The sequence below is a fragment of the Evansella vedderi genome (assembly GCF_030813435.1).
GTDB lineage: Bacteria > Bacillota > Bacilli > Bacillales > Salisediminibacteriaceae > Evansella > Evansella vedderi.
On the sequence record NZ_JAUSUG010000030.1, the window covers coordinates 1 to 24937 of the forward strand.

The 24937-nt window shown below is 36.1% G+C and carries 20 protein-coding genes; 12 read left to right on the top strand and 8 right to left on the bottom strand.

Translation table 11 applies throughout. From position 1 onward, the window contains the following. Positions 1–439: 439 nt before the first annotated feature. Positions 440–1510 carry an HD-GYP domain-containing protein gene (locus tag J2S74_RS24460; protein WP_307331459.1) on the bottom strand — a complete coding sequence of 357 codons (1071 nt, stop codon included), beginning with the start codon at positions 1508–1510 and terminating at the stop codon, positions 440–442. 347 nt (positions 1511–1857) lie between these two features. Here J2S74_RS24460 and J2S74_RS24465 point away from each other — a divergent pair, with 347 nt between their 5' ends. Continuing rightward, complete coding sequence (locus tag J2S74_RS24465; protein ID WP_307331462.1) at positions 1858–3219, top strand: IS4 family transposase; 1362 nt, start codon at positions 1858–1860, stop codon at positions 3217–3219. A gap of 123 nt (positions 3220–3342) precedes the next feature. On the opposite strand, the gene gyrA is transcribed toward J2S74_RS24465, so the two are convergent. From gyrA to dnaA, 7 genes are all read right to left on the bottom strand, one after another. Next, positions 3343–5877, bottom strand: coding sequence for a DNA gyrase subunit A (gyrA, locus tag J2S74_RS24470; protein ID WP_307331465.1), 2535 nt, complete (start codon positions 5875–5877; stop codon positions 3343–3345). A 406-nt stretch (positions 5878–6283) separates the two neighbouring features. Further along, positions 6284–8197 (bottom strand): DNA topoisomerase (ATP-hydrolyzing) subunit B, encoded by a 1914-nt coding sequence (gene gyrB, locus J2S74_RS24475; RefSeq protein ID WP_307331468.1) that lies wholly within the window; start codon positions 8195–8197, stop codon positions 6284–6286. Positions 8198–8714: 517 nt separating this feature from the next. Then, positions 8715–8981: an extracellular matrix regulator RemB gene (remB, locus tag J2S74_RS24480; protein ID WP_307331471.1), complete on the bottom strand. Its 267-nt coding sequence runs from the start codon at positions 8979–8981 to the stop codon at positions 8715–8717. Between the two features lie 10 nt (positions 8982–8991). Further along, entirely contained in the window at positions 8992–10110 is a 1119-nt protein-coding gene (recF, locus tag J2S74_RS24485; RefSeq protein WP_307331473.1) for a DNA replication/repair protein RecF, read from the bottom strand. 15 nt (positions 10111–10125) lie between these two features. Further along, positions 10126–10356 carry a S4 domain-containing protein YaaA gene (gene yaaA / locus J2S74_RS24490; RefSeq protein ID WP_370876070.1) on the bottom strand — a complete coding sequence of 77 codons (231 nt, stop codon included), beginning with the start codon at positions 10354–10356 and terminating at the stop codon, positions 10126–10128. A gap of 246 nt (positions 10357–10602) precedes the next feature. Next, positions 10603–11745 carry a DNA polymerase III subunit beta gene (gene dnaN / locus J2S74_RS24495; protein WP_307331587.1) on the bottom strand — a complete coding sequence of 381 codons (1143 nt, stop codon included), beginning with the start codon at positions 11743–11745 and terminating at the stop codon, positions 10603–10605. A 224-nt stretch (positions 11746–11969) separates the two neighbouring features. Next, positions 11970–13328, bottom strand: coding sequence for a chromosomal replication initiator protein DnaA (dnaA, locus tag J2S74_RS24500; protein WP_307331478.1), 1359 nt, complete (start codon positions 13326–13328; stop codon positions 11970–11972). An 852-nt stretch (positions 13329–14180) separates the two neighbouring features. On the opposite strand from dnaA, the gene rpmH reads away from it, so the two are divergent. From rpmH to J2S74_RS24555, 11 genes are all read left to right on the top strand, one after another. Continuing rightward, positions 14181–14318 (top strand): 50S ribosomal protein L34, encoded by a 138-nt coding sequence (rpmH, locus tag J2S74_RS24505; protein ID WP_096186090.1) that lies wholly within the window; start codon positions 14181–14183, stop codon positions 14316–14318. A 245-nt stretch (positions 14319–14563) separates the two neighbouring features. Beyond that, positions 14564–14935 carry a ribonuclease P protein component gene (gene rnpA, locus J2S74_RS24510; RefSeq protein WP_307331484.1) on the top strand — a complete coding sequence of 124 codons (372 nt, stop codon included), beginning with the start codon at positions 14564–14566 and terminating at the stop codon, positions 14933–14935. Then, on the top strand, positions 14932–15177 hold the full coding sequence (gene yidD / locus J2S74_RS24515; protein ID WP_307331486.1) for a membrane protein insertion efficiency factor YidD: 246 nt from the start codon (positions 14932–14934) through the stop codon (positions 15175–15177). The genes rnpA and yidD overlap by 4 nt, the downstream gene beginning before the upstream one ends. A gap of 91 nt (positions 15178–15268) precedes the next feature. Beyond that, positions 15269–16066 (top strand): YidC family membrane integrase SpoIIIJ, encoded by a 798-nt coding sequence (gene spoIIIJ / locus J2S74_RS24520; protein ID WP_307331489.1) that lies wholly within the window; start codon positions 15269–15271, stop codon positions 16064–16066. Beyond that, positions 16066–16683, top strand: a complete 618-nt coding sequence (jag, locus tag J2S74_RS24525; RefSeq protein ID WP_307331492.1) for an RNA-binding cell elongation regulator Jag/EloR — start codon at positions 16066–16068, stop codon at positions 16681–16683. The genes spoIIIJ and jag overlap by 1 nt, the downstream gene beginning before the upstream one ends. 918 nt (positions 16684–17601) lie before the next feature. Further along, entirely contained in the window at positions 17602–18978 is a 1377-nt protein-coding gene (mnmE, locus tag J2S74_RS24530) for a tRNA uridine-5-carboxymethylaminomethyl(34) synthesis GTPase MnmE (RefSeq protein WP_307331494.1), read from the top strand. Between the two features lie 84 nt (positions 18979–19062). Continuing rightward, on the top strand, positions 19063–20958 hold the full coding sequence (mnmG, locus tag J2S74_RS24535; protein WP_307331497.1) for a tRNA uridine-5-carboxymethylaminomethyl(34) synthesis enzyme MnmG: 1896 nt from the start codon (positions 19063–19065) through the stop codon (positions 20956–20958). Positions 20959–20993: 35 nt separating this feature from the next. Next, positions 20994–21707 carry a 16S rRNA (guanine(527)-N(7))-methyltransferase RsmG gene (rsmG, locus tag J2S74_RS24540; protein ID WP_307331500.1) on the top strand — a complete coding sequence of 238 codons (714 nt, stop codon included), beginning with the start codon at positions 20994–20996 and terminating at the stop codon, positions 21705–21707. Between the two features lie 293 nt (positions 21708–22000). Beyond that, positions 22001–22849, top strand: coding sequence for a nucleoid occlusion protein (gene noc, locus J2S74_RS24545; protein ID WP_307331502.1), 849 nt, complete (start codon positions 22001–22003; stop codon positions 22847–22849). Positions 22850–23092: 243 nt separating this feature from the next. Then, positions 23093–23854: a ParA family protein gene (locus tag J2S74_RS24550; RefSeq protein WP_307331506.1), complete on the top strand. Its 762-nt coding sequence runs from the start codon at positions 23093–23095 to the stop codon at positions 23852–23854. Beyond that, the gene (locus J2S74_RS24555; protein ID WP_307331508.1) at positions 23847–24695 is read left to right on the top strand and encodes a ParB/RepB/Spo0J family partition protein; all 849 of its coding nucleotides are present in this window, start codon (positions 23847–23849) and stop codon (positions 24693–24695) included. The genes J2S74_RS24550 and J2S74_RS24555 overlap by 8 nt, the downstream gene beginning before the upstream one ends. The last annotated feature ends 242 nt before the right edge of the window (positions 24696–24937 follow it).

Consider the following 24937-nt stretch of genomic DNA (forward strand, 5'->3'; position numbering starts at 1 on the left):
GCCAGGATCAAACTCTCCAATAAAGTGTTGAGCTTGATGTTCTGACATCAAAACCAGTTAAACTGGCTAATTTAAAAATTCATTGACGGGATATTTGATCGGTCGTATAAATACGACTTTTATATCCCACTTCGCTTGGCTTTTTGTTTAGTTTTCAAAGGTCAAACTTCTTTTTTGCGACAACTCTTATATTATATCAAGTTTAACGATTGTTTGTCAATAACTTTTTTAACTTTCTTGAGTTGTTTTGTCGTTTTTTTTAGCGACAAGTGTTATCTTACCACCTAAGATCAATTCAGTCAACATTATTTTTTAAAAAAATAATAATTGATTTTGATCTGTTGATGGGGTCGAATTAATACTATATCATTGAAACTAATTCTTTTCTACTGTTAAAAATTTGAAATTCCATTCTTTCATTTTCTTAACTTTCCCTATCCTAAAACACTTCTTCAATAAATACCTCTGGATGACTCGTTAAATTAAACATTTTGTCGTTTTCAACATTTATCATTGGTCTTGTTGGCTCATTTTCATTTATAAAAATTACTTCCCCTACTAAGCCATTATTTAAACGTACTTTTTTCCCAATCGTTAAGTTTAGCATCATATTGATAAAGGAACTTAATACAATATGATCAATTTTTCCAAACTGATCTTTCTTTAAAGATTCGATTACCTTATACGGTGACTGCTTTGCTCTATAGTGTCTTTCGGAGGTCATAGCATGGTAGATATCGCATATTATAATTATTTTTGCAAATAGGTGCATCTTCTTCCCTTTTATCTTCATAGGATACCCGCTTCCATTTTCCCTCTCATGGTGTTGAATAACTCCTAATAAAGCACCCTTAGAAAATCCAGGAACATCCTCTAACATTTTGTAACTTAATAGTGGATGATTTTTCACCTCTTCATATTCATCAATAGATAATGGAGCTTTTTTTTCAAAAACATTAAAGGCTAATTTAGCCATACCACAATCGGCCAAAAGCCCCGATAAACCTAGTTGAATTATCTCTCCATTGGAAAGCCCTATTTTCTTGCCTAAGGATGAGCTCAATATGCTAACTGCTAAAGAATGAAAGTAAATGTAGTCATTTTTTGTGCCATAGTGATGTAATTGTAATAAATCTTCTTTACTAGGATTTGTCTCATAAAGTGGTAAAAAGATTTTTCTTACGGTATAGGCATCAACTTTGGCACCACCTTGCCAATGGGTAAATAGCTTCTTATATTGCTGTACAGCAAAAAGGAATTGATCTATGAAATTATTTTTCTTATCTATCTTATCTAGATTCTCCTCTTTCAAAGTATCCTGTGGCTTATATGCTGTTCCATCAACAAGCTTTAATTCTACTAGAACATCAGAAACAAGAAACTTCTTTAAGATATTTATATGTTCATCGCTTAATACTGTTTTCTTTTTTATAATAGGTGAAGTTGTACGAATATAGACATCATCAGATAAAATAACTCCTGGAACTAAATACTCAGTTTTCACTTTCATTTTGACCCCTCCTTTTATCACAGCCCATTTAATAGGGAGCCTATCTTGATTAATTTATAATTAGATTTTAAACTAAAATTATTTATTTTTGTCATTAATATAAAATTTATTTTGAAAAATATTGTAATACCCCTTAATTAAAGACCTGCCGATTTAAATTGGCAGGTCTTTAATAATAACTCAACTTTCGCACATAGAAAAAGTTGATAGTATTAATTGGCTCTAAAGCTAGAAGTCGTTCAAGTATGGTCATTGACAGGAAAATTATGCATGAAAAAACACCCCATCGTTTGGTATAGTTGATTTGACTAGAATCACACATACCATACAGAAGAGGTGTCTCCTATATGATAGCGAATAATGACCAAAATAAGCAACTACCAAATGAACTTAAATCGACCTTTAAAGAATTACATGTATTAAAACACCTTCGAAAAGCTGGCATTACAAAGTCCTTTGGCTTTTCTTGTTCTTACCTATTTCAATTAATTTTTTGTTTAATCTTTGAAAACAAGAACTGGTTTCGAACTTTAGAAAGTATCAAATCTACCGATTTACCAGCAAAAGATACCGTTTATCGTTTCTTGAATCAATCTACTTTTTCGTGGAGACGTTTCTTAACGTTCCTTAGTGCTCACACGATTGGAAAAGTTACAAAACTTACGGATCACAATCGCCCTAAAGTATTGGTTTTAGACGATTCTTCCTATAACCGAAATCGTAGTAAGTCAGTAGAATTACTAGCACGTTGTTTTGATCATGCTTCTCAAAAAATCTGCTTTTATAAAGGTTTTCGTATGCTTACTCTTGGATGGACAGATGGTGCAACCTTTATTCCAGTTGATTTTTCGTTATTAAGTTCTACGAAAAGTCGAATTAACGGAATATCAACGAAAGTTGATAAGCGTAGTTGCGGCTACAAACGACGAATTGAAGCTCTACAAACTGCACCTGAGCAAATACCTGATATGATCCAACGCGCTATGAATGCTGGAATAGATGCCTCCTACGTATTAATGGATACATGGTTTACCTACCAACCATTAATTAAAGACATAAAAGAACAAGGTCTTGATGTCATTGGTATGGTGAAGAATCTAAAACAACGCTACCTTGTAAATGGCAAACGAGTGAGTCTGAAAGAACTCTATTGTCTAGCTACACCTGTCGAAGGGAAGAAGGGATTACTTCGTTCCATTCATACTACTCAAGCTAATGATGTTCCTGTCAAAGTTATCTTTGTTCGTAATCGCAATAAAAAAAGCGAGTGGTTAGCCATTTTAAGTACAGATTGCACATTGAGTGATCAAGACATCATCCGTATATACGGAATGCGTTGGGACATTGAGGTTTTCTTTAAAACCACTAAGTCCTTATTAAAACTCCAGAAGGAGTTTCAAAGTCGTTCATACGACTCCTTAATTAGTCATACAACCATTGTCTTCGCACGATACATTGTGCTATCTTGGCAAAACCGCTGCAGTACGGACCAAAGAACATTAGGTGGCATGCTTTATGAGCTTTGTGATGAAATCAGTGAGCTCGATTGGGCTATTGCATTACAGCAATTAATCGAGCTTCTTGAAGATACCCTAAAAGCGACTAATAAAAAAATACAAAAGTTAATCAAAAGTCAATTACAACAATGGATCGCAGGCTTACCTAATTATATCAAGGCATACCTGCCTATTTCAGTCTGCGAAAGTTGAGTAATAATATGAATTTTATTTTAGGTTCAGCGGGTTGCCCTATCTCCTCCGTTTATTGGACTTCCCTTATTCAAAAAAAAGCTGCCTAAGTATTTTACCTAGACAGCATAAATAGTTAGGGGACTATTCCTCTTCTCCCTCTACTTCTTCAACATTATTCGTTTCTTCATTGTCAACTGCTTCTTCTGAAGATTCTTCCTCAGTGTTTTCCATATCATCCATTACTTCATCGTCCTCGTCAATATTTACCCGGGCAACCGTAGAGACCTTTTCTTCCTCAGCTACACGGATAAGACGAACACCTTGCGTATTACGGCCCGTTACGGAGATCTCATTAACATGCATTCGAATGATAACACCCGAGTTAGTAATTATCATTAAATCATGATCATCAGAGACCACCTTAAGGGACACTAAATCCCCATTTTTATCGGTAATATTACATGTTTTTATCCCTTTACCACCACGTGTTTGAATTCGATAATCCTCCACTGGCGTACGCTTACCAAAGCCTTTTTCCGTAACGATCAGCACTTGTTGATTTTCCTCAATTATATCCATCCCAACAACCTGGTCATCCTCTTGTAACGTTACACCCTTAACACCTGTTGCTGTACGTCCCATTAAGCGGACATCCGTTTCATGGAAACGAATGGACATACCTTTTCGCGTACCAGCAATGATCTCTTTAGATCCATCTGTTAAACGGACACCATGAAGCTCATCTCCCTCACGAAGATTAATAGCAAATAGTCCACCCTTACGAATATTAGAGAATGCCACTAACTGAGTACGTTTCGCTACACCATCCTTCGTCATAAAGAAGAGATAGCGATCCTCATCAAATTCTTGAATTGGGATTACGGTACTAATGTACTCATCCTTATCAATTTGCAACAGGTTAATGATTGGGATTCCCTTTGCCGTTCTGCTAAAGGAAGGAATTTCATATCCCTTTAGGCGATATACCTTTCCTTTGTTAGAGAAGAATAAGAGATGATCATGTGAGTTGGTAATAAATAGATGTTGAACAAAATCATCATCATGGGTACCCATTCCTTGAACTCCACGGCCACCACGTTTTTGACTACGGTACGTTGAAAGTGGAATTCGCTTAATGTAGCCATTATGGGATAGGGTAATAACAACGTTTTGACGTGGAATGAGATCTTCATCCTCTAAACTATCTTCTCCAAGGGTAATCGTTGTTCTTCTTTCATCGTTAAAGCGTTCTTTAATTTCTATTAATTCTTCACGAATGATTTCAAGAACCTTCTCATCGTCTGCCAAGATAGCTTTCAACTCTTTGATTTTCTCAACAAGCTCTTGATATTCCGATTCGATTTTGTCCCGCTCCAAGCCTGTTAAGCGTTGGAGACGCATATCTAAAATAGCTTGTGCTTGATCGTGACTTAGGTTAAATTGCTCCATTAACCCTTGTCTTGCGATATCTGTTGTTTCAGAGCCCCGGATCAAGGCAATAATTTCATCAATGTGGTCTAAAGCAATACGCAGACCTTCTAATATATGAGCGCGAGCTTCTGCTTTTTTCAATTCGAAAGCAGTTCTACGACGTATAACCACACGTTGATGCTCTAGGTAATGATAGAGTACTTCCTTAAGTGAAAGTATTTTAGGCTGTCCACCCACAAGGGCCAGCATATTAATACCAAAGCTCGTTTGTAGTGCCGTTTGTTTATATAAGTTGTTTAATAAGACATTGGCATTAACATCCCGTCTTAATTCAATAACGATTCGCATACCGTTTCTATCTGATTCATCGCGAAGATCTGTAATTCCATCTAGCTTCTTTTCCCTTACTAGCTCCGCAATTTTCTCGATTAATCGTGCCTTATTTACTTGGTATGGAATTTCATTAACAATAATGCGCGGTTTGCCGTTATTATCTTCAATTTCAGCTTTTGCACGGATTGTAATGGAGCCTTTCCCAGTTTCGTATGCACGTCGAATACCTGAGATACCTACAATTTCAGCACCGGTAGGGAAGTCAGGTCCGGGAATATATTCCATCAATTCTGAACTTGTTATATTAGGATTCTCACTGAGTGCTAGTACCCCATCAATAACTTCACCTAATTGATGTGGAGGTATGTTGGTAGCCATACCAACAGCAATACCAGAAGTACCATTCACTAGTAAATTAGGAAAACGTGCTGGAAGGACAATAGGTTCTGATTCTGAACCATCATAGTTTTCCTGATAATCGATCGTATCTTTATTAATATCACGGACAAGCTCCATCGATATTTTTGACATTCTAGCTTCTGTATATCGCATTGCTGCAGCTGCATCACCATCGATAGAACCAAAGTTACCATGACCGTCAACGAGCATATAACGATAACTGAAATCTTGTGCCATACGAACCATTGTTTCATATACAGCCGAGTCACCATGAGGATGATACTTACCGATAACTTCCCCAACGATACGGGCAGACTTTTTATACGCCTTATCAGAAGTCATTCCTAATTCATTCATCGCATATAAAATACGGCGGTGAACAGGCTTTAAACCATCTCTCACATCAGGAAGGGCACGACTTACGATAACACTCATAGCGTAATCCATAAAGGATGATTTCATTTCCTGACTAATATTTATTTCTTTCACTCTTGATTGGTCTTGTTCAGACATTCCTTGTACCTCCGTTCACCTAATTCAAACAGATTACTTTCTGCTAAAAAACATACTTTTTTTTTGGAACTGGAAAAGATAAAAATCATTCGAATTCGTTACAGACGTAATGTCACCATCCTGGTTCCGCGGGCAACTCTTCAGCCTTTAGTCCCGTCTCTACCTCTCCAAGCATCGCTTCGTAGCTTACTCGTAAAGTAAACGCTCATCGCTGGAGTCTCCGCCTTTCACTCCTTCGAGATATAAAAAGCAAAAAACTATTCAAAACAACAAATGAATACTTTTCAATGTTTATAGAATGATAAGCATTATTATATATTTTAACGTACATAACCATGCAGCCCTATGCTGCATGGTCCTGTGTACAATCATGAAGTAGATGTTATTTAATTGCAGTTCCGTTTTTCTATATATCTAAGTTCTTTACGTATTGGGCATTGGCCTGAATGAAATCTCGGCGTGGTTCTACTTTATCACCCATTAATGTTTCAAAGATTTCATCTGCTACCATTGCATCTGCAAGAGCTACTTGCAAAGTAGTTCTTGTTGCTGGATCCATGGTTGTCTCCCATAGCTGGGTTGGATTCATCTCTCCGAGACCTTTATATCGCTGGATTCCCGGTTTTGGATTAGCTGGGAGTTCACTCATAATACGATCCATTTCTTTATCGTTATAAGCGTAGTGAATTTGCTTCCCTTGCTGGATCTTGTATAAAGGTGGTTGTGCAATATAAACATAGCCCTCTTCAATTAATGGACGCATATAACGGTAGAAAAACGTTAATAACAATGTTCGGATATGGGCACCATCTACATCGGCATCGGTCATGATAATAATTTTATGATATCTCGCTTTAGTAATATCAAAGTCTCCACCGATTCCAGTACCTAATGCAGTTATAATAGCTCGTACCTCATTGTTACCTAAAATTTTATCTAAACGGGATTTCTCTACGTTAATAATTTTTCCACGTAAAGGTAAAATTGCTTGGAAATGACGGTCACGCCCCTGCTTCGCAGATCCACCAGCAGAGTCACCCTCTACGATATAAAGCTCGCTAATGGATGCATCTTTCGAAGAACAATCAGCTAATTTACCAGGTAATGAACTTACCTCTAATGCAGATTTACGGCGGGTTAATTCCCGTGCCTTTTTAGCTGCATCCCTTGCTCGTGAGGCCATTATACCCTTTTCCACAATTTTTCGGGCTACATTTGGATTTTCAGCCATATATTTGGCCATGTGTTCTGAAAATAACGAGTCTGTAATGGTACGTGCTTCACTATTCCCTAGCTTTGTTTTTGTTTGTCCTTCAAACTGAGGGTCTGGAATTTTAACGGAAATAATTGCTGTTAAGCCTTCTCTTACGTCATCTCCAATTAAGTTAGGATCTGTTTCTTTAAATAAATTATTTTTTCGAGCATAGTCATTAATAACCCGTGTTAAGGCTGTCTTAAACCCGGATTCATGGGTACCACCCTCGTGGGTATTAATGTTATTTGCAAAGGAATAAATATTACTGGCAAACCCATCGTTGTATTGCATAGCAATTTCAACGGAAAGTCCATCTTTTTCACTTTCAATAAAGACAGGCGGCTCATGGATTGGTTCTTTTGTACGGTTCAAATGCTCCACGAAGGAAGAGATGCCACCTTCATAATGATATTCTGCCGACTTTCCTTCTCCACGCTTATCAGTTATAAAAATGCGTAACCCACGGTTTAAGAAAGCTAATTCCCTTAATCGATTAGCTAAAGTATCATAATCATACTCAGTCGTTTCAGTAAAAATTTCAGCATCTGGCTTAAAATGAATGATGGTTCCTGTTTTGTCAGTCTCACCAACAACTGCTAAATCAGCTGCTGGGACACCTCGTTCGAATTTCTGATAATGAATTTTTCCATCTAAATGTACGTTTACCTCTAAAAAATCGGAAAGGGCGTTAACAACAGAAGCACCTACACCATGCAAACCACCAGAAACTTTGTATCCGCCGCCGCCAAATTTACCACCTGCATGGAGCACTGTCATAATAACCTCTACAGCGGGACGGCCCATTTTTTCATGAATACCAACTGGTATACCACGTCCATTATCCTCTACAGTTATGCTATTATCTTCTTCGATAGTAACGCGAATGGTATCACAATAACCGCCCATTGCTTCGTCAATACTATTATCAACTATTTCCCAAACTAAATGATGCAGTCCACGAACACTGGTTGAACCAATATACATACCAGGTCGTTTACGAACCGCTTCTAAGCCTTCTAATACTTGAATTTGACTTTCATCATAGGATTGTTGTTCGATCGTCACTTTCTTCACCTACGCTTTTCTTTGCAGCAGAACTGCAACAATTATATATATCAACAGAAAAGAAGAACATCCTTCTTCGAAATTAAATTGTCTACCCTGAAAATACAAATCTTGTTGTTCATTCGCTACAGTCCGCTCCCTTTCCGTGGGTGACCTGCCAAGCCTCCTCGCGACTTCGTCGCTGTGGGGTCTCGGCTAGGCCATTCTCCCACAGGAGTCTCGCGGACCTTCGCTCATTCCAATGCCTATAAACATTTTCATTCTCCATGGTGAAAATTTCACTTGCATGGAGGTCTACCTTGAAAATACGAATCTGGTTATCATTCGCTGCGAACTGCTCCTGCGCCACTTCGTTTGCTCGTCCATGGAACTCCGTTTATTCCAAACAGACTAACATTTTCCTGGGGCTACCAATTTTTATTTGTAAGCCCATCATAAATATGGGAAAAATGAATGAACATTTCTCCCTTATATAAAGTTTAAGGTTATAATTATAAAAAAAATGATAGGATAATTACTAAATAAATTCTTCCTCTTCAAGAACAGAAATAGTTTCTGCTCTTCTTTTTAAAGTATGGGAAGAAATAGGAGACAAAAAGACTTCTGTTTCTGTAATAATAATGGATTTAGGTTTGTCGTCAGATATATGCACAATTCTTTTGTTCTCCAGACTAACTTGAAGGAATTGTTCGTTATCCTCTGACAGTCCTTTACTTTGATAATCAAGAATGGCAACAACTTTATGGGAGCGAATAACCATGTCTCCACCTAAATGAATAAACATTTCCGCCACCTCACTTTACTTCTATTTTTCCATCATGAACTTCATACATCTGAGCTTCTTTCAGTGTTTGATGGTGAATTCCATTGACACTAGTTGTTGTTACAAACGTTTGTACCTTACCTTGGATGGTATTAAGCAAATGGGATTGACGGTAATCGTCTAGTTCAGATAAAACATCATCTAATAATAATATAGGGTATTCCCCCATCTTTTCGTATATCAATTCTATTTCCGCTAATTTAATGGACAAAGCTGTTGTTCTTTGTTGTCCCTGAGATCCGAATACTTGAATATCTTTGTTGTTAACGACAAATTGAAGATCATCTCGATGGGGACCTGCAAGAGTAGTTCCCCGTTTTAACTCTCTGTCTCTCAATCGTTGAAACTCTTCTTCCACTACTATTCTCATTGTCGACAAATCCATGTCATCTGATACGTGAATAGAGGGGATATACTTCACTTCTAAAGATTCTTTGCCCCTGCTGATTTCCTTATGAATCGGCTTTGCCCAAGTTTCAAGCTTTTTTACAAAAGCAAATCGCTTTTGAAGGACTTGGCAGGCAGATTGAATTAACTGGTCTGTAATGACATCCAGCATCGTATTGTCTTGTTTTTGCTTTTTTTGCAAAACATCCTTTAACCATTGGTTCCGTTGTTTTAAAACTCTGTGATATTGGGATAAATGGTATAAGTAAACAGAGTTTATTTGTCCCATTTCCATATCTAAGAAACGTCTTCGCAATTGAGGACTTCCTTTAACGAGATTCAAATCCTCAGGGGCAAACATAACCATATTACACGTTCCGATATATTCACTTAATCGTTTCTTTTCAAGCTTATTTAGCTTAACCTTTTTTCCTTTATGTGAAAATACCACTTCCATATCCAGTGGCCCGTTTCTATTTTCAAGATGTCCTTTCACTTTAGCAAAGGACTGATCCCAGCGAATTAATTCTTTATCTTTTGGGGTTCGGTGTGACTTAGCCATTGCAAGTACATAAATGGCTTCCATCAGATTGGTTTTCCCTTGAGCATTTTCTCCAATGATTACATTTACTTTGTTTTCAAAGTTTAAGGCGAGATGATCATAGTTTCGGTAATCACGAAGGGTTATTTGTTTAATAAACAATAGTTTCCCTCAATGCTATTGTTCCTTTTCTATTAGTACTGTACCAAAGTTTTCAATAACTAGAACATCACCAGGATACAGTTTTTTTCCTCGACGGTTTTCTTCTTCACCATTTAAGAAAACCTGATTTTCTTGCAAAAACCACTTCGCTGCTCCACCTGTACTAATCACACCGACCTCTTTTAATATCTGGCCTAATGTAATGTAATCTTCTTGAATCTTAACCTTTTGCTCCAAAGGGGTCACACTCACTTTCTATTTTGATAAGCTTTTTTCTAAAAGATTATTGCTTTTGCTTAAGATAAGTTTCGAAAAACAACACAATCTATACGAAAAGAGCCTTTTAATAACATCAAAAAATATATCACGAAAATACCTCAACCTATATTGTACTAAAATATTTACAATTACGCCAATCGCGAAAAAAGAAAGCTACCGAAGGAATAAATTCTTTCCTAAATTCGGCAGCTAAGTTACCGTTTCAAGTTGTCTTTAATACGTTCTTACTGGTGAGAATAAATGTAACATATAATCGTGTTCTTGTGGCTTTAATACAAAGGGACTCATGGCACCTGTAAAATCAATTTTTACTTCTGTTGAATCAATTACTCGTAAAGCGTCTATAATATTTTTTCCATTAAAGGAAATTCTTAGCTCTTCCCCTGTAAATTCAAGACAAGTAACATCTTCTGTTACCTTACCTACTTCTGGTGTTACAGATGTTATTTCTAAATTTCCATTTTCCATTGTTTTTAAGTTCACTACATTGTTCTTTCCATCCCTTGATAGGAGTAGGGCACGTTCAATGGCCTGTAGAAACTTTTTCGTATCCAATGTCACTCCAGTTTTTGATTGAGTAGGAATCATGTTTTTTGTAGCTGGATAGTTTCCATCCAATAAGCGTGAGAAAAACAATAAGTTCTTTGCTTTAAATAATATTTGGTTATCCGTAACGATGATATCAATCCATTCATCTTGATCATCCAGTATTTTATTCAATTCGTTTAAACTCTTCCCTGGAATTACAACATTAGAAAAAGACAGACCAGCAGTATTTGTTTCCACCTTTGCATAACGCATTGCGAGTCTATGACTGTCAGTTGCTGTGCAAGTTAGACGTCCATCTTCAATGGACCAATTAACACCAGTTAAAATTGGCCTTGTCTCCACAGTGGATACTGCAAATACAGTTTGACGAATAATATTTTTTAATAAGTCCGTTGGTAATTTAAATACATTTTCTTCTTCTATTTCAGGTAATCGAGGATATTCTTCTGGATCTAGTCCATTTAAATTAAAAACCGATGATCCTGATTTTAAAGTAGTGGTCATTTGATCAGAAACAATTACTTCAATTGTGGATTCAGGAAGCTTTTTTACAATTTCCGCAAAAACCCTAGCTGGTAGAACAATACTACCCGGAACCTCAATATCTACTAATTGCAATTCTTCGTCTTCCTTTGGAATAAAAGATTCGATAGAAATATCGGAGTCACTTCCGGTTAAGGTAACCCCATCAAAGGACGCTTCAATTTTGATCCCTGTTAAAACTGGAATAGTTGTTCTGGGTGAAATTGCTTTGGAAACATGCTGAACACTTTGTACAAATTGATCACGATGAATAGTAAACTTCATTTTCTCCGTCCCCACTTTCATTTCTTCTTCCGTTAATTGTAACAAACTTTTCTTCCAAGAAAATTTGTCATATTATAGTTATTTTTTTATAAAAATTTCGTAGTAATAGTAATAAGGCTTGTTAGTATGTGGATAAGTGTTAATAAACTCAAATAGGACAAGGTTTTCCACATGTGGATAGTGTGTGGATAAGTCTGTAACAGTTATTAACAGTTTACACAGTCTTATATTTTTAACTGTTCTTTAATCTCTTGGATTTGCCGCTGTAAATCAGTATCCGTTGTAAACAACTTAGAGATTTTTTCGTGAGCGTGAATAACTGTGGTGTGGTCTCTCCCGCCAAATTCACTACCGATTTTAGGAAGAGAGTTATCTGTGAGCTCCCTTGATAAATACATAGCAATTTGCCGCGGGTAGGCTACGTTTTTTGTCCGCTTTTTAGCCTTTAATTCTTCAACCCTTATATTAAAAGCCTCCGCAACCTTTTTTTGCACATCCTGAATCGTAATTGTTTTTGGTTTGGAATTAGGAATAATATCCTTAAGTGCAACGGCTGCTAAATCCGCATTCATATCCTGATTAATTAAGGAAGAATAGGCAACTACTCGAATAAGAGCACCTTCCAGTTCTCGTATATTCGTATCGATTTGGTTAGCAATATAAAGCATTACCTCATTAGGAATATCTAAGTTCTCTGCCTTTGCCTTTTTTCGTAGGATGGCAATTCTTGTTTCTAAATCAGGTGGGGTAATGTCTGTAATTAAGCCCCATTCAAAACGGGATCTAAGTCGGTCCTCTAGCGTAGGAATTTCCTTCGGAGGACGGTCACTTGATATGACGATTTGTTTTCTCTCTTCATGCAATGCATTGAATGTATGGAAAAATTCTTCTTGCGTTTGTTCTTTTCCAGCCAAAAATTGAATATCATCAATTAGCAGGACATCCACGTTCCGATATTTATTTCTAAAATTGACTGCTTTATTATCACGTATAGAATTAATAAATTCATTTGTGAATTTTTCAGAAGATAGATAAACTACCTTGGCTCCTGGATTATGATCAATTACATAATGACCGATGGCATGCATTAAATGGGTTTTTCCTAAACCAACGCCCCCATAAATAAATAATGGGTTATATGCTTTTGCAGGAGCTTCGGCAACAGCTAATGAAGCAGCATGGGCAAAACGGTTTCCGCTACCTATAACAAAGGTATCAAATGTGTATTTAGGGTTAAGCATATGTTTAGGAGTATCTTCCTGTGAAGCAACTTCAGCTTTAACTTGAGGTTTTACCTTTTCTAAAAGTTCAAAATCATCCTTTTTTTCTTCTTTTGGGAGTATAAAACGAGCTTCTAGTTCAGCTCCAGTTAACTCTTGTAAGGTTTCGGTAATAATTCCAAAATAGCGGTTTTCTAACCAATCCCTTGCAAATTCATTAGGTGCAATTACAGTAATGGTATTCGTACTTTGATCGATAGAATCAGCTTTAGTGAATTTAAACCATGTATCAAAACTCGGTTTACTCACCTTTTCTTCAATTTTCTTTAATGCTTGATCCCAAAGGTCGTTTAAATTTTCCAAGCTTTTTTCCCTCCCTTACACAAGATCTGTTCCATAACAGATAGACGCATTCTATTCACAGAATCCGTTTTGTACAACAAATGTATAAGCTATTTGTATAAACGTGTATAAAAATTAATAGCAAAAAATGTGGAAAAATATATAATAAAGAAGAAAAACGTTATTACACATTATGCACATAATTGTGGACAAACTTATACAGAACCCCTTTATAACTATCCACATAGTTGTTAACAGTTGTGGATAGTTATTATTTTACCACAACTTTTCCACGAGAAAAAACAAGAATATATTATCAAATTATCTCATAATTAGCAAAGGGTTGATTGAGTTATCCACATAATTCAACAGGTTGTGTTTAAAAAGTATCCACAACACAAGATCCTGTGTAAATCGTGTCGAAACGTCTGTGGGAAAATCGAAAAATTTGTAAAAAGTTGTCCACAAATGAAGTGGAAAAAAATAATGAAAATTTTGTATATGTTTTTTAAAATGCATGGTGAAGTAAAGGTGGCAACTTTAGCGACGAGCAAATGAAGTGGCGCAGGAGCACTTTTTTCCTGCGACGAGCAAATGAAATGGCGCAGGAGCACTTTTTTAGAAAACAATCTTCTTTATTAGGAGGAGAGGGGATAATTTAACTTTAGTAATCTTTTTGAACCTGGTTGATCTCTGGAGAGGGAGAAAAGTAATAAGTGAAAAACTTGACAATGAAATATGTGTCTCTTATAATTTATAAGACTCTCTTTATCATATGGATAAGAAAGTCCCAATTATTTTCAACAATGAATAATGTAGCTTGCGCCTAAGGGTGCTTCCGCTTTGTATATTTAACCGCAGGAGGTGTTATAAATGGGTAAACCAACATTTAATCCAAATAACCGTAAACGTAAAAAAGTACACGGTTTTCGTGCTAGAATGAGTACTAAAAACGGACGTAAAGTATTAGCAAACCGTCGCCGTAAAGGAAGAAAAGTACTATCTGCATAATTAAAGGCCACTGATATGATCAGTGGTCTTTTTTTAACTGGATTTCCTATTTAAACATAGCCTCCTAAAAGTTTAGTTTTAATAATGTATAAGTTAAGAAAAATAAATACATAAATGAGGTTATAAAGAATTTTAAATCATATTGTTTTTTATTGGAAGTTTATAAGAAAGGGTTGGCTTTAAGCCAGGTTTTTCTTTATAATGTAATTTGAGCTTCATAAGGACAAGTTAATGAGGTGTAATTGGTGAGGAAAGAAAACCGCCTGAAAAAAAATGAGGAGTTCCAAGTAGTTTTTCATCGGGGGAGCTCTGTGGCGAACCGTCAATTTGTTGTTTACCATTTAAAGAAGGAAGATCAAGAGCATACTCGTATTGGCTTATCAGTTAGTAAGAAGTTAGGAAATGCGGTTACTAGAAATAAGATAAAGCGTTTGATGCGGGAAGCAATAAGAGAATTTTTACCAAAACTAAAGGGAAATCAAGATATCGTTATTATTGCCCGTAAACCGGTTATAGAAATGGATTTAACTCAAATAAAATCCTCTCTAAATCATGTCATAAATAAAGCTGGTATTTTTAATAATCGGCCATTTCGACATGGGGTGAAAAATAAGTGAAAAGGTTTTTTATAGGTTGTATTCGCTTTTATCAACGATTTATTTCACGTTATACCCCTCCAACTTGCCGATTTTATCCTACTTGCTCTCAATATAGTGTGGAGGCTTTTGAGAGATTTGGCGTATTTAGGGGACTTTGGTTAACCATTAAAAGAATATTAAAATGCCAGCCATTTCATCGTGGCGGATTTGATCCTGTACCTGAAGCGGTCAAAAAGGATGTAACAGATGCAGAAAAATAGAATGCAATACGTTTTTAATGATTTGTTTTTTTGGTCATTCATAGAATGACGTTTTTATATATTAAGTGTAGGAAGGTTAGGAGGACATCAGGTGGCAAGAAAATTAGGTTTAGTATTATTATTAGTAGGTTTGATGTTATTTTTGACTGGTTGTTTTAACATAAACGAACCGATCACAGAGGGAAGTGATGGGATTTGGGATCCTTATTTCGTGTATCCATTATCCTGGTTAATGACAACCATTGCAGAAGCTCTAAATAATAGTTATGGTTTAGCGATCATTATCGTAACTATCTTACTTCGTATTTTAATTCTTCCATTAATGATTAAACAAACAAAGAGTACGAAGGCAATGCAAGCGATACAACCGGAAATGCAAGCATTAAGAGAAAAATACAGTGCGAAAGATCAACAGACTCAACAGAAGCTGCAGCAGGAAACAATGGCATTATTCCAGAAACATAATGTCAATCCATTAGCAGGCTGTTTACCGATTTTTGTACAAATGCCTATTTTGATAGGTTTCTACCATGCAATTATCCGTACACCGCAAATAAATCCAGATATTGACCCTGTACAATACGGTCACTATGAACCACAAATGTTTTTATGGTTTGAATTAGGAGCTGCAGATCCGTACTTCATTTTGCCGTTAGTTGCTGGGGCAACAACGTATATTCAACAAAAAATGATGATGGTAACGGACAATCCACAAATGAAAATGCTGCTGTACCTCATGCCTATTATGATTATGGCATTTGCAGCATTCTTCCCAGCAGCACTTGCTCTATACTGGGTAATCGGTAACTTATTTATGATTGTTCAAACGTATTTTATTACTGGACCTAATGTAGGTAATAAAAATGAGCCTAAGGGAGCGAAAAACTAGTGAGAAAAGTAACTGTATCAGGGAAAACTGTTGATGAAGCCATTGAACAAGGTTTAACCAAGCTTGATACAACTAGAGAGAAAGTAGAGATTAAGGTTTTAGAGGAACCTCAAAAAGGGTTATTCGGGATTTTAGGAGGAAAGCCAGCTGTTGTAGAAATGCTCCTTAAGCCGGATCCAATAAAAGAAGCAATTGTATTTTTACGGGATACTATTGATAAAATGGGTATCTCAGCAAGCGTAGAAAAGGAAGAAAGACAAGAAGGTATTTACCTAAATATAACTGGTGTAGACATCGGTGTTTTAATTGGTAAAAGGGGTCAAACGTTAGACTCTTTACAATATTTAGTAAATCTAGTTGCGAATCGCCAATCGGATAATTACTTACGTATTTATTTAGATGCGGAAGGTTATCGTGAACGACGTAAGGAAGCACTGGAAACGTTAGCTGCTCGTTTAAGTAATAAAGCAATACGAACAAAAAGGGAAGTTAGATTAGAACCAATGAATGCACATGAGCGAAAGATCATTCATACTGCACTTCAAAATGTTAAAGGAATAACAACCTATTCCGACGGTGAAGAACCAAACCGCCGAATAGTAGTAGCACCCAAATAAAACTCCTAGAACTGTCCCTATTTATAGGGGCAGTTTTTTTTTGAAATTAGCTCTGTTAAACTTTGATGTTGATTTTCGCTTCAAATACTTCAATTACACCTAAGAGCAGCTCACGTCCTACGTCTGCGATTATTCGAAGAAACTACTCCAGGAAGCGTCTGTGAGTTCCCGCTTGTGGGCAACGGCGTAATGTTGCCATCCTGGCTCCGCGGACAATTCTTCAAAGAGCGATGCTTCGTCGAATATACTACGATTTGTCTCGGAGCGTCATCGTTTACGATGACTCTTGGATACGCTACGAAGCTAAGCTAGCAAATGTTTTTGCGACGAGTAATCGCAGGAGCAGAGAAAGAGACAGCCACTCCTATTTCTTCAGCCGTTGCTTTTCCCACAGTAGTCTCGCATCTTCTGCTTCAATCAACTTTGTTTAAATATTAACAATTTCCTTTAACAGAGCCTTGAAATAAAAAGAGGCTGGACATAACTAAAGTGTTTAATTTGGAAATACGAACAATGTACTTAGCGAAGTGTATTTCCGAAGCGATTTTTATATGACAAACAACTATAATCGCTATTTCGTTCGGATTTCTTATTGATAAAAACACTTTTGTCCCAGCCGCTTTTTTTATTTTCAGGTCAGCAAAAATAAAAATTATCCACAAGGGATTGGAGAGAATAAAATAAAAAATTATTAGTTTTTTAATATGTTACTATCCACATGTGGATAAAATAGTTGAGGGGATAGGAAGAAATCAAACTGTGGATGAAAGTAAAATTTTTTGACTAAGATGATGAATAATAGATGTGGATATCTTTTTTCCGTAAAATTAATGTGGTATTCTAATATTTTGGGAAGGTGTTTAAATTAACCAATATCTTTGTGGAAATATAAATTTCAAAAAACAGGAGGTGAAGGAGATGGAACTGGATACAATTACCGCCATTTCAACACCAATGGGTGAAGGAGCAATAGCGATTGTTCGTATAAGTGGAGACGAAGCTATTACGATAGCTGATAGAATATATAAGGGTAAGAAACCATTAAAAGAGGTTGAAAGCCATACCATTAATTATGGATATATTTTCGATCCAGAGACGGAAAAAAAGATTGAAGAAGTAATGGTTTCTGTTTTATTAGCCCCTAGAACGTTTACTAGAGAAAATATGGTAGAAGTAAATTGCCATGGGGGGATCGTTTCTGTAAATCGAATTCTTCAATTAATATTAAAACAAGGGGCACGTTTAGCAGAACCTGGTGAATTTACAAAACGGGCTTTTTTGAACGGACGAATTGACTTGTCACAGGCTGAGGCAGTAATGGATTTAATTAAAGCTAAAACAGATCGGGCAATGAATATAGCCATGTCTCAAGTGGAGGGAAAGCTGTCGAAACGTATTCAGAGACTCCGTCAGGCTCTTTTAGAGACGGTGGCCCATGTGGAAGTAAATATTGATTATCCTGAATATGATGCAGAAGAAATGACCTTAGGAATATTAAAGGAAAAAGCTACCTTTGTAAAAAATGATATTAAAAAGCTTTTACAAACGGCGCAGCAAGGGAAAATATTACGTGATGGTTTATCTACAGTTATTATTGGACGGCCAAACGTAGGGAAATCTTCTTTACTTAATAATTTAGTTCATGATAATAAAGCAATCGTTACGGATATTCCTGGAACTACGAGAGATGTTATAGAAGAATATGTGAATGTAAGGGGAGTCCCTTTACGTCTTTTAGATACTGCGGGGATAAGAGAAACGGAAGATATCGTGGAAAAAATAGGGGTAGAACGATCAAGGAAGGTAGTAGAGGAAGCAGAATTAGTTCTCCTTGTATTGAATTATAATGAGGAGCTTTCGAATGCTGATGAAGAATTGTTTAAAATTAGCGAAGGAAGAGACCGTATTGTTATAATAAATAAAACGGATTTACCTGAAAATATTGATATGGTAAAGGTAAAGTATCTGGCAGGGGAGGATCCAATAGTAACAACTTCTCTATTGCTAGATGAAGGGGTAAATGAATTAGAAGAAGCAATTAAAACATTGTTTTTTGAAGGGGAATTGGAAGCAAGTGATTTAACCTACGTATCTAATTCGAGGCATATTGCTTTATTAAACCAAGCTTATGATTCCGTTTCAGATGCATTACAAGCAATTGAAGCAGGTATGCCTGTAGACATGGTTCAAATTGATATTACAAAAACCTGGGAGATCCTAGGTGAAGTTATTGGGGACAGTGTCCATGAAAGTTTAATTGATCAGTTATTTTCCCAATTTTGCTTAGGAAAATAATCGTTGGAAGGAATTGCTCAATAAGTAAGATAGTTACTACTTGATTATTGAACAAGCATCCTTTTCTAAAAAGGAGGTCTTTGTATGAGTTACTATGGTGGAGATTTTGATGTCATTGTTATTGGTGCTGGACATGCAGGAGTAGAAGCAGGTCTGGCTTCTGCTAGAATGGGCGCTAATACATTAATGTTAACGTTAAATTTAGATGCAGTTGCTTATATGCCTTGTAACCCATCTGTAGGGGGTCCTGCAAAAGGAATTGTTGTACGAGAAATTGACGCCCTTGGTGGTGAAATGGCAAAAAATATAGATAAAACACATATCCAAATGAGAATGCTTAATACTGGTAAAGGACCGGCCGTAAGAGCATTGCGAGCACAGGCGGATAAGTATCTGTATCAGCATGAAATGAAAAAGACAATAGAAGAAACGGGCAATTTATTACTTCGTCAAGGAATGGTAGAGAAATTAATTATTGAAGAGGATGAAGTAAAAGGGGTAATTACCCAAACAGGAGCTGAATACAGAGCGAAGGCAGTGGTTGTTACCACAGGAACATATTTACGTGGAAAGGTCATTATTGGAGATTTAGCCTATGAAAGCGGACCAAACAATCAACAGCCTTCCATTAATCTTTCGTATCATTTGCAGGAATTAGGTTTTGAAATGGTTCGATTCAAAACAGGAACACCTCCAAGGGTAAATAGTCAATCTATTGACTATTCTAAAACGGAAATTCAACCGGGGGATAATGTACCACGCGCTTTTTCGTACGAAACGACAAAGTATATTACGGATCAGCTTCCATGCTGGTTAACATACACTGGAGAAAAAACACATGAAATTATTAATAATAATTTACATCGATCTCCAATGTATTCCGGAGTTATTGAGGGAACTGGACCACGGTATTGCCCATCTATTGAAGATAAAATTGTTCGTTTTAGTGATAAACCAAGACATCAAATATTTTTAGAACCAGAAGGAAGAAATACGCAGGAAGTTTATGTTCAAGGATTATCTACAAGCCTTCCAGAAGATGTTCAACGGAGTATTTTAGAAACCGTTCCTGGTTTAGAAAATGTAAGAATGATGCGTCCTGGTTATGCCATTGAATATGATGCTATAGTTCCAACACAGCTTTGGCCATCTTTAGAAACCAAAAAAATTAAAGGACTATTTACTGCAGGACAAATAAATGGTACAAGTGGGTATGAAGAAGCAGCTGGTCAAGGTTTAATGGCGGGAATTAATGCTGCCTTGAAAATTCAAGAGAAGGATCCCCTAATTTTAAACCGCTCACAAGCTTATATTGGTGTATTAATTGATGATCTAGTAACAAAAGGTACTAATGAACCTTATCGTTTATTAACTTCAAGGGCTGAGTATCGATTGCTTCTTCGCCATGATAATGCCGATCTAAGATTAACGGAAATCGGTCATAATATCGGATTAATTAAGGAAGATCGATATAACAAATATTTAGAGAAAAAAGAGCAAATTCACGAGGAAATAGAACGTTTAAAAAATGCAATGATAAAGGTTACAAAGGAAGGGAATCAATTATTAAAGTCAGTTGGTTCAACCCCTTTGAAAGAAGCGATTTACGCTATAGGATTATTAAAGAGACCAGAAATAACCTATGATATCATCGCTCAGTTAGCACCACCTGATGATACTTTAGATAGTGATGTTGCAGAGCAAGTGGAAATTCAGGTTAAGTATGAAGGATATATTTCAAAACAAATGGATCAGGTAGAAAAATTAAAGAAGATGGAGAATAAGAAAATTCCCGAAGATATTGATTATAATGCAATAAACGGGTTAGCTACAGAAGCAAGGCAGAAGCTTTCTCAAGTAAGACCCCTTTCTATGGCACAAGCTTCCCGTGTTTCAGGTGTGAATCCTTCTGATATTTCTATTCTCCTTGTATATTTAGAGCAAGGGAAGTTAAAAAGAGTAGCTTCCACTAATGAATAAGCTGTAAGCTCGTCATAAAGGTGGGGACAAAAAGTATGAATGAAGAACAATTTAAAGAAGCCCTTTTAGAAAAAGGGATAGAATTATCAGAGGATCAAATGAAGCAATTTCAGGATTATTTTTCTTTATTGGTGGACTGGAATGAAAGAATGAATCTTACCGCTATAACAGATAAGGAAGAGGTATATCTTAAACACTTTTATGATTCTATTTCAGCAGCATTCTACCATGACTTTTCCGAGCCAATGACAGTGTTAGATGTTGGAGCGGGGGCAGGGTTTCCAAGTATTCCTTTGAAAATTTGTTTTCCTCATATAAACGTTACGATTGTAGATTCATTAAATAAGCGTATTACCTTTTTAAATGCTTTAGCAGAGAGATTAAAGTTGTATGGTGTTTCCTTTTTTCATGCGAGAGCTGAGGAGTTTGGAAGGAAAAGTGAGCATCGTGAGAGCTATGACCTTGTTTTAGCACGTGCAGTAGCAAGGCTACCTGTTTTATCTGAATTATGTTTACCGATGGTTAAAATAGATGGCGCCTTTATTGCAATGAAAGGATCAGGTGCTAATGATGAGCTAAAGGATTCCAAAAACGCAATAACTTTATTAGGTGGAGAAGTAGGCTCACAAAATACTTTCCGTCTACCTGCCGAGGAAAGTGAAAGATGGATTGTTGAGATAAAAAAAATAAAGGCAACACCGAAGAAATTCCCTAGAAAACCAGGCACTCCAAATAAGCAACCATTATAATCAATAAGGAAGTTAGGAAGAAATGTTTCACGTGAAACATTTCTTTTGTTTTTGTGTTCATCATGCTTTATCCATGCTAAAATTATACTTGGTCTTTCATTCTATTTTTTCTGTAAAAATATCTTATATGAAGCTGTTAAGATTATGTATAATAGAGTTGAAAAATATAAACTGTTTCTATTTTTTGTAGAAAGGTTATATAATAGAATGGTACATATTTATATTTCATGAAGGATTTATTTGACCTCTATCGAATATTATTTAAGAGGTAGTTTTCTGAAGGTGGTGTCGCCATGAAGCAATCATTTACTAGATTTTTTGGATTAAATGAAAAGAATCAAGAAAATGAAGAAAATGAAATAATTAGTGGAGATGAAAAGGTTCATCAAATACCTGTAGATGATATAAAACCTAACCGTTATCAACCAAGAACGGTTTTTCAAGATGAGCGAATTGATGAACTGGCACAAACGATCAAAACCCACGGTATCATTCAACCTATTGTTGTAAGAGTTAGGGATGATCAGTTTGAAATTATAGCTGGGGAACGACGTTGGCGTGCCGTGAAAAAGCTTGGATGGGAAACAATCCCTGCTGTTATCAAGGAATTTAATGATTCTCAAACAGCATCTGTTGCCCTTATTGAAAACCTTCAAAGAGAAGGACTTACTGCCATTGAAGAGGCAGTAGCCTATGCTAAGCTATTAGAAATCCATAATTTAACTCAAGAAAGTTTAGCGCAAAGGTTAGGTAAAGGTCAGTCTACTATAGCTAATAAACTACGTTTACTTCATTTACCTGATTCTGTTCAAGAAGCTTTGCTAAACCGCCAAATTTCAGAACGACATGCACGGGCTTTAATAGGTTTAAAAGAAGTAGAACAACAAGAAAAGGTACTTGAACGTATTTTGAATGATGACCTTAATGTAAAACAAACGGAAGAAATTGTGAAAAGGTTAAAAGAAGGAACTCCTCAAAAGAAAAGAAAACCAATTCGTAAGGGAGTTTCAAGGGATATGCGCCTTGCAATGAATACAATTAGAAAATCTGTTGATATGGTAGTGCAAACAGGCTTGAATGTAGATACTTCTGAGGAAGAACATGAGGATTATTATCAGTTTACTATCAAGATACCTAAATAAAAAATAAATATATCTCATAACACCACATTCTCATCAGTCGGAATGGGGTGTTTTTTTCAGGGTGTAGAAAATTTAGGATTTTTGACGAAAAAAATTATTATTTTTTATTTTTTATGTTTCAATTCAATTCAAAATTACCATTTCATGATAAAATAAAAAACAGTCAGTTATTCAAATAGAATCTTAATAGGATTTATTTTAGTGATACAGTAAATAATTTAGTAGAGTCAGGTAGGTGACAAGATGGGAAAAGTTATAGCCATTGCAAATCAGAAGGGTGGTGTTGGGAAGACGACAACTGCCGTTAATTTAAGTGCGTGCCTTGCTTATATCGGGCAAAAAACATTGTTAATTGATATAGATCCCCAAGGAAATACCACCAGTGGTGTTGGTATTGATAAAGGAGATGTAGATCAATGTATATATACCGTTCTTGTAGAAGATAAAAAAGCGAAGGATGTTATTATTCCAACAGGAGTGGAGAATTTAGATATTCTTCCATCTACCATTCAATTGGCAGGGGCTGAAATAGAACTAGTACCGACTATATCTCGAGAAGTCCGTTTAAAACGTGCTATTGAACAAATAAAGGAAGAGTATGATTTCATTATAATTGATTGTCCTCCATCATTGGGACTGCTGACAATTAACTCCTTAACCGCTTCTGATTCTGTGCTGATACCAGTGCAGTGTGAATATTACGCATTAGAGGGTCTCAGTCAATTACTTAATACAGTTAGACTAGTGCAAAAACACCTCAATCACGATTTAGAAATTGAGGGTGTACTCCTGACTATGTTAGATGCAAGAACAAATTTAGGTATTCAAGTAATAGAAGAAGTGAAAAAATATTTCAGGGAAAAAGTATTTCAAACGATTATTCCTAGGAATGTACGCCTTGGTGAAGCGCCTAGTCACGGTGAGCCTATCATTACATACGACCCGAAATCACGAGGGGCAGAAGTGTACATTGATTTAGCGAAGGAAGTGATGACTCATGGCTAGAGGATTAGGGAAAGGTATTAATGCTTTTTTTCCAGATGCCGTAGATGAAAAGAAAGAAAAGGTTGAAGAAATATCCACTTCAGAACTAAGACCTAACCCTTATCAACCGAGAAAGGTTTTTGAACCTGAAGCAATTGAGGAATTAAAGACATCCATTGAACAGCATGGTATCCTTCAGCCAATTATCGTGAGAAAAAGTATTAAAGGCTATGAAATCGTTGTGGGGGAAAGACGATTTCGTGCAGCTAAAGAAGCTGGGTTAAAATCTATACCAGCGGTGGTTAGAGATTTAACAGAAGATCAAATGATGGAAATCGCCCTCATTGAGAATCTTCAAAGGGAAGATTTAAATCCATTAGAAGAGGCAAAAGCTTACCAAAAATTAATGGAGCACCTCCAAGTAACGCAAGAAGAGCTCTCTAAAAAATTAGGGAAAAGCAGACCTCACATCGCTAATCATGTAAGGCTATTACAACTTCCGCAATTGGCTCAGGAATTTATTTCTGAAGGAAAGCTATCTATGGGACATGGACGAGCTTTGTTAGGATTAAAAAGGAAAGAAAAATTAACAGCAGTTATTCAAAAAGTAATGAACGAAAAACTCAGTGTCCGTCAACTAGAAGAGCTAATTCAAAATTTAAATAAAAATGTTTCACGTGAAACAATTTCAAAAAAACCACAATCTCCTTTTATTAGAGAAAAAGAATCTCTCCTAAAAGAATACTTCGGCACAAATGTTCACATTAAGAAAGGGAAGAAAAAAGGGAAAATAGAAATAGAATTCTTTTCTGATGATGATTTAAATAGGATCCTTCACTTAATCAATGAGGAAGAGGAGTAGTTAAGGCCACTTTTATAAGTGGTCACTTTTTTATCTGAGACTATTTCCTAAAAGTTTGCTCTTGCGATGACTCATCGTAAGAAGAGCATTTGTTGTTTTTATGATGATATAAGTTGGCTTGGATATACTACTTCGTATGTTCGTCGCTAGGGGCGCCGCCTTTCGCTTCTCCAAATTTTAAAAAAACAACAAGTTTACGAAAACAGCTTTATCTAAAGATGAAAGTGTGAATAAACCTTTAA

Excerpts from the sequence above, each read along its gene's own strand:
- noc (WP_307331502.1), top strand. The coding sequence starts at position 22,001 with ATGAAGCAATCATTTACTAGATTTTTTGGATTAAATGAAAAGAATCAA.
- J2S74_RS24555 (WP_307331508.1), top strand. The coding sequence starts at position 23,847 with ATGGCTAGAGGATTAGGGAAAGGTATTAATGCTTTTTTTCCAGATGCC.
- remB (WP_307331471.1), bottom strand. The coding sequence starts at position 8,981 with ATGTTTATTCATTTAGGTGGAGACATGGTTATTCGCTCCCATAAAGTT.
- rsmG (WP_307331500.1), top strand. The coding sequence starts at position 20,994 with ATGAATGAAGAACAATTTAAAGAAGCCCTTTTAGAAAAAGGGATAGAA.
- mnmE (WP_307331494.1), top strand. The coding sequence starts at position 17,602 with ATGGAACTGGATACAATTACCGCCATTTCAACACCAATGGGTGAAGGA.
- dnaN (WP_307331587.1), bottom strand. The coding sequence starts at position 11,745 with ATGAAGTTTACTATTCATCGTGATCAATTTGTACAAAGTGTTCAGCAT.
- J2S74_RS24460 (WP_307331459.1), bottom strand. The coding sequence starts at position 1,510 with ATGAAAGTGAAAACTGAGTATTTAGTTCCAGGAGTTATTTTATCTGAT.
- J2S74_RS24465 (WP_307331462.1), top strand. The coding sequence starts at position 1,858 with ATGATAGCGAATAATGACCAAAATAAGCAACTACCAAATGAACTTAAA.
- rpmH (WP_096186090.1), top strand. The coding sequence starts at position 14,181 with ATGGGTAAACCAACATTTAATCCAAATAACCGTAAACGTAAAAAAGTA.
- gyrA (WP_307331465.1), bottom strand. The coding sequence starts at position 5,877 with ATGTCTGAACAAGACCAATCAAGAGTGAAAGAAATAAATATTAGTCAG.
- J2S74_RS24550 (WP_307331506.1), top strand. The coding sequence starts at position 23,093 with ATGGGAAAAGTTATAGCCATTGCAAATCAGAAGGGTGGTGTTGGGAAG.
- mnmG (WP_307331497.1), top strand. The coding sequence starts at position 19,063 with ATGAGTTACTATGGTGGAGATTTTGATGTCATTGTTATTGGTGCTGGA.